Annotated in this window: 7 protein-coding genes; 6 read left to right on the forward strand and 1 reads right to left on the reverse strand. The window is 67.6% G+C overall.

Annotated elements, in window-relative coordinates; genetic code table 11:
- On the forward strand, positions 1-725 hold a 725-nt coding region (locus tag AC5RUJ_RS08570), incomplete at its 5' end, for an amidase family protein (RefSeq protein WP_494155762.1).
- Positions 726-828: 103 nt separating this feature from the next.
- The gene (locus tag AC5RUJ_RS08575) at positions 829-2,322 is read left to right on the forward strand and encodes a peptide MFS transporter (protein WP_494013387.1); all 1,494 of its coding nucleotides are present in this window, start codon (positions 829-831) and stop codon (positions 2,320-2,322) included.
- A 194-nt stretch (positions 2,323-2,516) separates the two neighbouring features.
- Here the strand turns inward: AC5RUJ_RS08575 and AC5RUJ_RS08580 are convergent, their stop codons facing one another.
- On the reverse strand, positions 2,517-2,960 hold the full coding sequence (locus AC5RUJ_RS08580; protein WP_494128273.1) for a DUF4190 domain-containing protein: 444 nt from the start codon (positions 2,958-2,960) through the stop codon (positions 2,517-2,519).
- A 145-nt stretch (positions 2,961-3,105) separates the two neighbouring features.
- Between AC5RUJ_RS08580 and pgm the strand changes: the two genes are divergently transcribed.
- From pgm to AC5RUJ_RS08600, 4 genes are all read left to right on the forward strand, one after another.
- On the forward strand, positions 3,106-4,752 hold the full coding sequence (gene pgm / locus AC5RUJ_RS08585) for a phosphoglucomutase (alpha-D-glucose-1,6-bisphosphate-dependent) (protein ID WP_494128272.1): 1,647 nt from the start codon (positions 3,106-3,108) through the stop codon (positions 4,750-4,752).
- Between the two features lie 131 nt (positions 4,753-4,883).
- On the forward strand, positions 4,884-6,209 hold the full coding sequence (locus tag AC5RUJ_RS08590) for a uracil-xanthine permease family protein (RefSeq protein WP_494128271.1): 1,326 nt from the start codon (positions 4,884-4,886) through the stop codon (positions 6,207-6,209).
- A 140-nt stretch (positions 6,210-6,349) separates the two neighbouring features.
- Positions 6,350-6,559 (forward strand): dodecin, encoded by a 210-nt coding sequence (locus tag AC5RUJ_RS08595; protein ID WP_494001908.1) that lies wholly within the window; start codon positions 6,350-6,352, stop codon positions 6,557-6,559.
- Between the two features lie 7 nt (positions 6,560-6,566).
- The gene (locus AC5RUJ_RS08600) at positions 6,567-6,821 is read left to right on the forward strand and encodes a hypothetical protein (protein ID WP_494092637.1); all 255 of its coding nucleotides are present in this window, start codon (positions 6,567-6,569) and stop codon (positions 6,819-6,821) included.
- The last annotated feature ends 58 nt before the right edge of the window (positions 6,822-6,879 follow it).

Below are 6,879 nucleotides of genomic sequence, written 5' to 3' on the forward strand. Positions count from 1 at the left end.
CGGCGGCCGATGCCGGGCTGCTGATGGACGCCATGGCGGACGAGCAGCTGGCCCGCGCGGCCTTCCCGGGGGAACCCGGATTCCTGGCCGCCGCGCTTCGCGCCGAAGGGCGCTTTCGGATCGGCATCAGCACCGACTCTCCGTTCGAGTCCGCCTACCCGCTGTCGCTGGAGCCGGAGGCGCGCGAGGCGTTGGATACCGCGGTGGAGCTGCTGCTGGGGATGGGCCACGCGCTCGACGAAGCGGAGATCCGCTACGACAACCGCTACCCGGAGGCGTTTGCCACGGTCTGGACCTCCGGCCTGGCCCGGCTGGAGCTGGAGGCCGGCCACGAACCGCAGCTCATGCCGCTCACCCGTTCCTTCCGCCGCCGCGCCCTGAAGCGCGGGCCGGAGGCGCTGCCGGACGCCTTGGCCACGCTGGCGCGTTTCCAGGACGACACCCGGGCACAGTTCGGCCGGTACGACCTGGTTCTGACGCCCGCGCTGGCCCAGACCCCCCGGCCGGTTGGCTGGTACACCTCCAACAGCGCAGACGTGGACTACATGCGCCAGTGCCAGTATTCGCCGTACACCTCGTTGGTCAACGTGTGCGGGCTGCCCGCGATCGCCGTTCCCGTCAGCACCACCGAGGAGGGCCTGTCCATGGGCGTCCAGCTGATCGGCAAGCCCGGATCGGAGGCCATGCTGCTGGCCGCCGCCGCGCAGCTGGAGGGCGTGCGATGAATCCTGCAACCCCGGCCTGACCTGCGGATTTGCATTAACACGCCGCCCGGCCACGGGCGCAGAATATGACATTTCATGTAGGGGACTGTCAGAATAGAACACCGTGAGCAATACCGTGCAGTCCGGGAATCCGCAGCCGGAAACAACAAAACAGTCCACCCAAACCGGCAAAACCTTCTTCGGGCATCCACGGATGCTGGCGAATCTTTTCTCCGTAGAACTCTGGGAGCGTTTCTCCTTCTACGGCATGCAGGGCATCCTGCTCTACTACATGTACTACTCGGTCGCCGAGGGCGGCCTGGGGATCGACGAGGGAATTGCCACCGGTTTGGTGGGCGCCTACGGCGGCGGCGTGTACCTCTCCTCGATCCTCGGCGCATGGGTGGCCGACCGCATCCTCGGGTCCGAGAAGGTCCTCTTCTACACCGGCATCATGGTCATGCTGGGCCACATCGCGCTGGCCCTGATCCCCGGCGGCGTGGGGCTGGCCATCGGCCTGATCCTGGTGGCCATCGGCTCCGGCGGCCTCAAGGCCACCGCCAGCTCGCTGGTCGGCTCGCTCTACAGCCTGAAGGACGACCGCCGCGACGCCGGCTTCTCCATCTTCTACATGGGCGTGAACATCGGCGGCCTCTTCGGCCCGCTGCTCACCGGCTTGGCCCAGGTGCAGCTCGGTTTCCACTACGGCTTCGGCCTGGCGGCGCTGGGCATGGCCATCGGCCTGACTCAGTACGCCCTGACCCGCAAGAATCTGCCCGAGGCCGCGCACCATGTGGCCAACCCGCTGCCGCGGGGCAACTACGGCAAGGTCGCCGCCGCGGCCGTGGCCGCCGTCGTCGTCATGGTGCTGCTGGTGGCCTTCGGCTTGGTGACCGCCTCGAACCTGGCCCCGATCATGGCCTGGCTGGCGATCATCGCCGCCGTGGTCTACTTCGTGGTGATCCTCTCCAGCAAGCAGGTCGACGCCGTGGAGCGCAAGCGCGTCTATGCCTTCATCCCGCTGTTCATCGCCTCCGCCGCGTTCTGGGCGCTGTTCCAGCAGCAGTTCACCGTGGTGGCCCTGTACGCGGACAAGCAACTGGACCGCACGCTGGGCGGCTGGGAAATGCCGGCCAGCTGGGTGCAGTCCATCAACCCGGTGTTCATCATCATCTTCGCCGGCATCTTCGCTGCCCTGTGGACCAAGCTCGGCCCCAAGCAGCCCAGCTCGCCGCTGAAGTTCGCCCTGGGCCTGGTCGTGATGGGCCTGGCGTTCCTGGCGTTCATCCCGCTCACCGGCGGCGGCGCAAACTCCACCCCGCTGCTGGCCATGGTCGGCATCCTGTTCCTGTTCACCATGGCGGAACTGTTCCTCTCCCCGACCGGCTCCTCGGTGTCCACTAAGCTGGCGCCGAAGGCCTTCCAGACCCAGATGGTGGCGCTGTTCCTGCTCTCCATCTCGCTGGGCACCACGCTGGCGGGCATCCTGGCCGGCTACTACGACCCGGCCAACGAAGCCCCGTACTTCGGCTTCATCGGGGTGACGGCGATCATCCTCGGCGTCGGTCTGGCCGCGGCCGTGCCGTCCCTGAAGAAACTGATGGGCGGCATCCGCTAGGACGGAACCTTAACGACGACGGCGATGCCCGGGCGGAGATTCACTCCCGCCCGGGCATCGCCGTCGTGAGGGGCCTTTTCCTCATCCACTTTTCAGCTCCGGCCCCTTCTGAGCACTCAGCAGGGCAGGAGCTGAATAGTCGACGGGGGAAACGGGTGAAGCCGACCAGCGACGTAACGAGGCGCCGGCCGGACCTACGCCCCGGCGAGGACGCCGATGAAGATCAGCAGGCACCAGATGCCGGTGACCGCGTAGCCCATGATCAGGCCGGCCAGCGCCATGCTGCGGCCGGCCGGTTCCTTCCCCAGCGCGATGTGGCCGAACACGATGGCCAGGACCTGCGGGACCAGCATGAAGCCGAACGTGACCACGGAGACGATGCCCAGCACCAGCGCCGCGATGCTCAGCCCCTTCGGCTCGGCCTGCGGCGTGTAGTACATCGGCTGGTTGTAGTCCGGTCCGCCGTACGGCTGCTGCCCGGTATACGGCTGCGCGCCGGGGCCGGGCTGGTAGGAGTACGGATTCCCCGCTTCGGGCAGCGACGGCGGCTGCGGCAAGGCCTGGCCCGCATTGGGATCGGTGTACCACCCCGGATGCTTCGGGTCGTTGAAGGGCGGCCTGTTCTCCGTGCCGGACATACTGTTGATTCCCCCTGAAATTGATTCGCTGCTGCGCAGCTTCGGTGCTGCCTACCAGTCTAGGCGCGCGGGAAGATCGGGAGCCATCGGGTCGGATCCGCCACCCGATCGCCACGGATCGGTAGTTTTTTGGCATGCTGGAGGGATGGCAAACCGTGCGGGCACAGTGGCCCTTCCCAGCGACCTTGTTGACCTGACCGCGCTCCGCGACGCGTACTTCAACGTCAAGCCGGATCCGGCCGACCCGTCCCAGCGCGTGGTTTTCGGCACCTCCGGGCACCGCGGCTCCAGCCTGAAGGCATCCTTCAATGAGGACCACATCGCCGCCATCACGCAGGCGATCGTGGAGTACCGCGCCGGGCAGGGCATCGCCGGACCGCTGTTCGTCGGCAAAGACACGCATTCCCTCTCGGATCCGGCCCAGGACACCGCCCTCGAGGTGCTGGCCGGAAACGGTGTGGCAGTGCTGGTCGATTCCCGGACCGGGTGGACCCCGACGCCGGCGGTCAGCCACGCAATCCTCACACATAACGCGGCCCATCCGGATGCCCGGGCCGACGGCATCGTGATCACCCCCTCGCACAACCCGCCCGGCGACGGTGGCTTCAAGTACAACCCGCCGCACGGCGGCCCGGCCGACTCGGATGCCACCGGGTGGATTGCCGCCCGCGCCAACGAACTGCTGGAGGCGGGCCTGCGCGGCGTCAAGCGGATCACGCTGGGACAGGCCCGGTTCTCCGGGTCCATCGGTACGTACGATTTCCTGGCCGCGTACGTGGACGACCTGCCGAAGGTGCTGGACCTGGACGCCATCCGTTCCGCCGGCGTGCGGATCGGTGCCGACCCGATGGGCGGGGCCTCGGTGGACTACTGGGCCGCCATCGCCGAGCGGCACCGGCTGGACCTGACCGTGGTCAATCCGGCGGTGGACCCGCAATGGGCGTTCATGACCCTGGACTGGGACGAGAAGATCCGGATGGACTGCTCGTCGCCGTCGGCGATGGCCTCGCTGATCAACGCCGTTCGCGGCGGCGGCGCCGACTTCGACATCGCCACCGGCAACGACGCCGACGCGGACCGGCATGGAATCGTGACCCCTGATGCCGGGCTGATGAACCCGAACCACTACCTTGCCGTGGCCATCGACTATCTCTACAGGCACCGGCCGGACTGGCCGGCCGGCGCGTCCGTGGGCAAGACGCTGGTGTCCTCCTCGATGATCGACCGGGTAGCGGCCAACTTGGGCCGGCAGCTGGTGGAGGTTCCCGTGGGCTTCAAATGGTTCGTGCCCGGGCTGCTCTCCGGCGAAGGGGTCTTCGGCGGCGAGGAGTCGGCCGGCGCCTCCTTCGTGCGGTTCGACGGCAAGCCGTGGTCCACGGACAAGGACGGCATCCTGCTGGCGCTGCTGGCCTCCGAAATCGTGGCGGTGACCGGAAACTCGCCGTCGGAACTCTATGCGGGGCTGACCGAGAAGTTCGGGGCGCCGTCCTACGCACGCATCGACGCGGCGGCTACCCGGGAGCAGAAAGCCGCGCTGGCTAAACTCTCCGCCGCCGACGTGGCCGCCACCGAACTGGCCGGCGAGGCGATTACCGCCAAGCTGACCGAAGCGCCCGGCAACGGCGCCCCGATCGGCGGGCTGAAGGTCACGACCGACAACGCGTGGTTCGCGGCCCGGCCCTCCGGCACGGAAGACGTCTACAAGATCTACGCCGAATCCTTCCGCGGCCAGGATCATCTGCTGCAGGTGCAGGCAGAGGCCAAGGCAATCGTGGACGCCGTCATCGCCTGATCAACGCCTGACAACGGAGGCCGGGCCGTTCCCGCCCGGCCTCCGCGACCGGTCGGGCGAGTCGGCACGCCGTTCCGGCGGTAGGATGTCCCCCGGACATTTTCCCGCTGACTCCCCCGAAGAGGCCCACCATGAGCACGCCTGCAAAATCTTCCCCGTTCCGTTGGGCCCTGCATGGCGACGGCAAGAACATTTCACCAGGCACGGTAGTCGGACCCCAGGAGCGGCTCACCTGGCCGCGCACCATGGGTGTCGGGGCCCAGCACGTGGTCGCCATGTTCGGCGCCACCTTTTTGGTCCCGCTGCTGACCGGGTTCCCGCCGTCGACCACGCTGCTGTTCTCCGGCGTGGGCACCATTCTGTTTTTGATCATCACGGCAGGCAGGGTCCCCAGTTACCTGGGCTCCAGCTTCGCTTTCATCGCCCCGATCGGCGCCGCCATGAACCAGCACGGAATGGGCGGAGCGCTCGGCGGCCTCATCATGGCCGGCGCCTTGCTCTTCCTGGTCGGCGCGCTGGTGCACAAGGCCGGCACGCGCTGGATCAACGTGGTGATGCCGCCGGTGGTCACCGGCGCCATTGTTGCCCTGATCGGGCTCAACCTGGCGCCGGCCGCCAAGCAGAACTTCGAGAAGGGGCCCGTGACGGCGCTGGTCACCGTCGTCGCGATCCTGCTCGTCACGGTGTTGTTCCGCGGGCTGCTGGGCCGGTTGTCCATCCTGCTAGGCGTGCTGGTCGGCTACGTGGTGGCCATCCTGCGGGGGGAGGTGGATTTCTCCAAGATCAATGACGCTGCCTGGATCGGTTTGCCCGAATTCCACGCGCCGGAATTCCACATCTCCCTGATCGGGCTGTTCCTCCCCGTCGTGTTGGTCCTGGTGGCAGAAAACATCGGCCATGTGAAGTCCGTGTCCGCGATGACCGGGCAGGATCTTGACCCCGTCACCGGCCGCGCGTTGATGGCAGACGGCCTGGCCACCGTGCTGGCCGGCAGCGGCGGCGGCTCCGGCACCACCACCTACGCCGAGAACATCGGCGTGATGGCGGCCTCCAAGGTCTACTCCACCGCCGCATACTGGGTGGCCGGCATTGTCGCCATCCTGTTGAGCTTGCTCCCGAAGTTCGGTGCCGCCATCGCCACCGTTCCGGTCGGCGTCCTGGGCGGCGCCGGCGTCGTGCTCTACGGCATGATCGGCATCCTGGGGGTGCGGATCTGGGTCCAGAACCGAGTGAACTTCGCCAACCCCATCAACCTCTCCGTGGCAGGGGTGGCCCTGGTGATCGGCATCGCCAATTTCAAGTGGGCCATAGGGGAGCTGCAGTTTGAAGGCATCGCGCTGGGTTCGGCAGCGGCACTGCTGATTTTCCATGGCATGAGTGCGGTGGCCCGCTGGCGCCACACTGAGCCCGTGGATTCCGTGGAAGACGAGGGCGTCAGGCCGTCCAAGCTCGGCTGACCGCCGGGCATGGCGTCCGCCTGGAGGCGAGGGCGGCGTGCTCCGGGCCGCCGTGCCCTAGACCGCGGGGACATCGGAGGCTAGCGTTGCAGCCATCTCTCCCGCGGCGCCCGGCCCGGGACGTTCTCGAGGAGGAAAGCATGGCCAACCACGTCTACAACGTCACGGAGATTGTGGGTACGTCGCCCGACGGGATCGATGCCGCGGTCTCCAACGCCATCAACGAGGCCTCCAAGACACTGCGCAACCTCGACTGGTTCGAAGTGAAGTCCGTTCGCGGCCACCTTAACGAAGGCAGGGTCGCCGACTGGCAGGTGACCATCAAGCTCGGTTTCCGGCACGAAAGCTGACCGACCCATGAGCCAGCCACGCGATGAGGACAAACTGCCCGACGACGAGCATCTGCGCGACGACATCGGCGCCCCCGAACCGGAGAACGACTCTGCCGCCACGTTCGACGGCGAGCACTTCACGTCCAGCCTGCTCAATGCGGGGCAGCGGGTACCGGGCCTGAGCCCGGACGGCGAATACCGCCAGAGTGAGGACCCGGAGCACGAGAACGAACCCGGACAGGACGGATTCGTTCCCCCCTCCGCCCCCACCGGCGGATAGCAGGCGGGCACTCGGCACCGCTTGCGACGGGCGCGAGCGGCGGGCCGCGGGGGCGCGG

It is taken from the genome of Arthrobacter sp. Y3223164 (assembly GCF_059091005.1).

Bases quoted from the DNA above. Each gene is read 5' to 3' on its own strand.
- AC5RUJ_RS08580 (WP_494128273.1), bottom strand. From the start codon at position 2,960: ATGTCCGGCACGGAGAACAGGCCGCCCTTCAACGACCCGAAGCATCCG.
- pgm (WP_494128272.1), top strand. From the start codon at position 3,106: ATGGCAAACCGTGCGGGCACAGTGGCCCTTCCCAGCGACCTTGTTGAC.
- AC5RUJ_RS08590 (WP_494128271.1), top strand. From the start codon at position 4,884: ATGAGCACGCCTGCAAAATCTTCCCCGTTCCGTTGGGCCCTGCATGGC.
- AC5RUJ_RS08595 (WP_494001908.1), top strand. From the start codon at position 6,350: ATGGCCAACCACGTCTACAACGTCACGGAGATTGTGGGTACGTCGCCC.
- AC5RUJ_RS08600 (WP_494092637.1), top strand. From the start codon at position 6,567: ATGAGCCAGCCACGCGATGAGGACAAACTGCCCGACGACGAGCATCTG.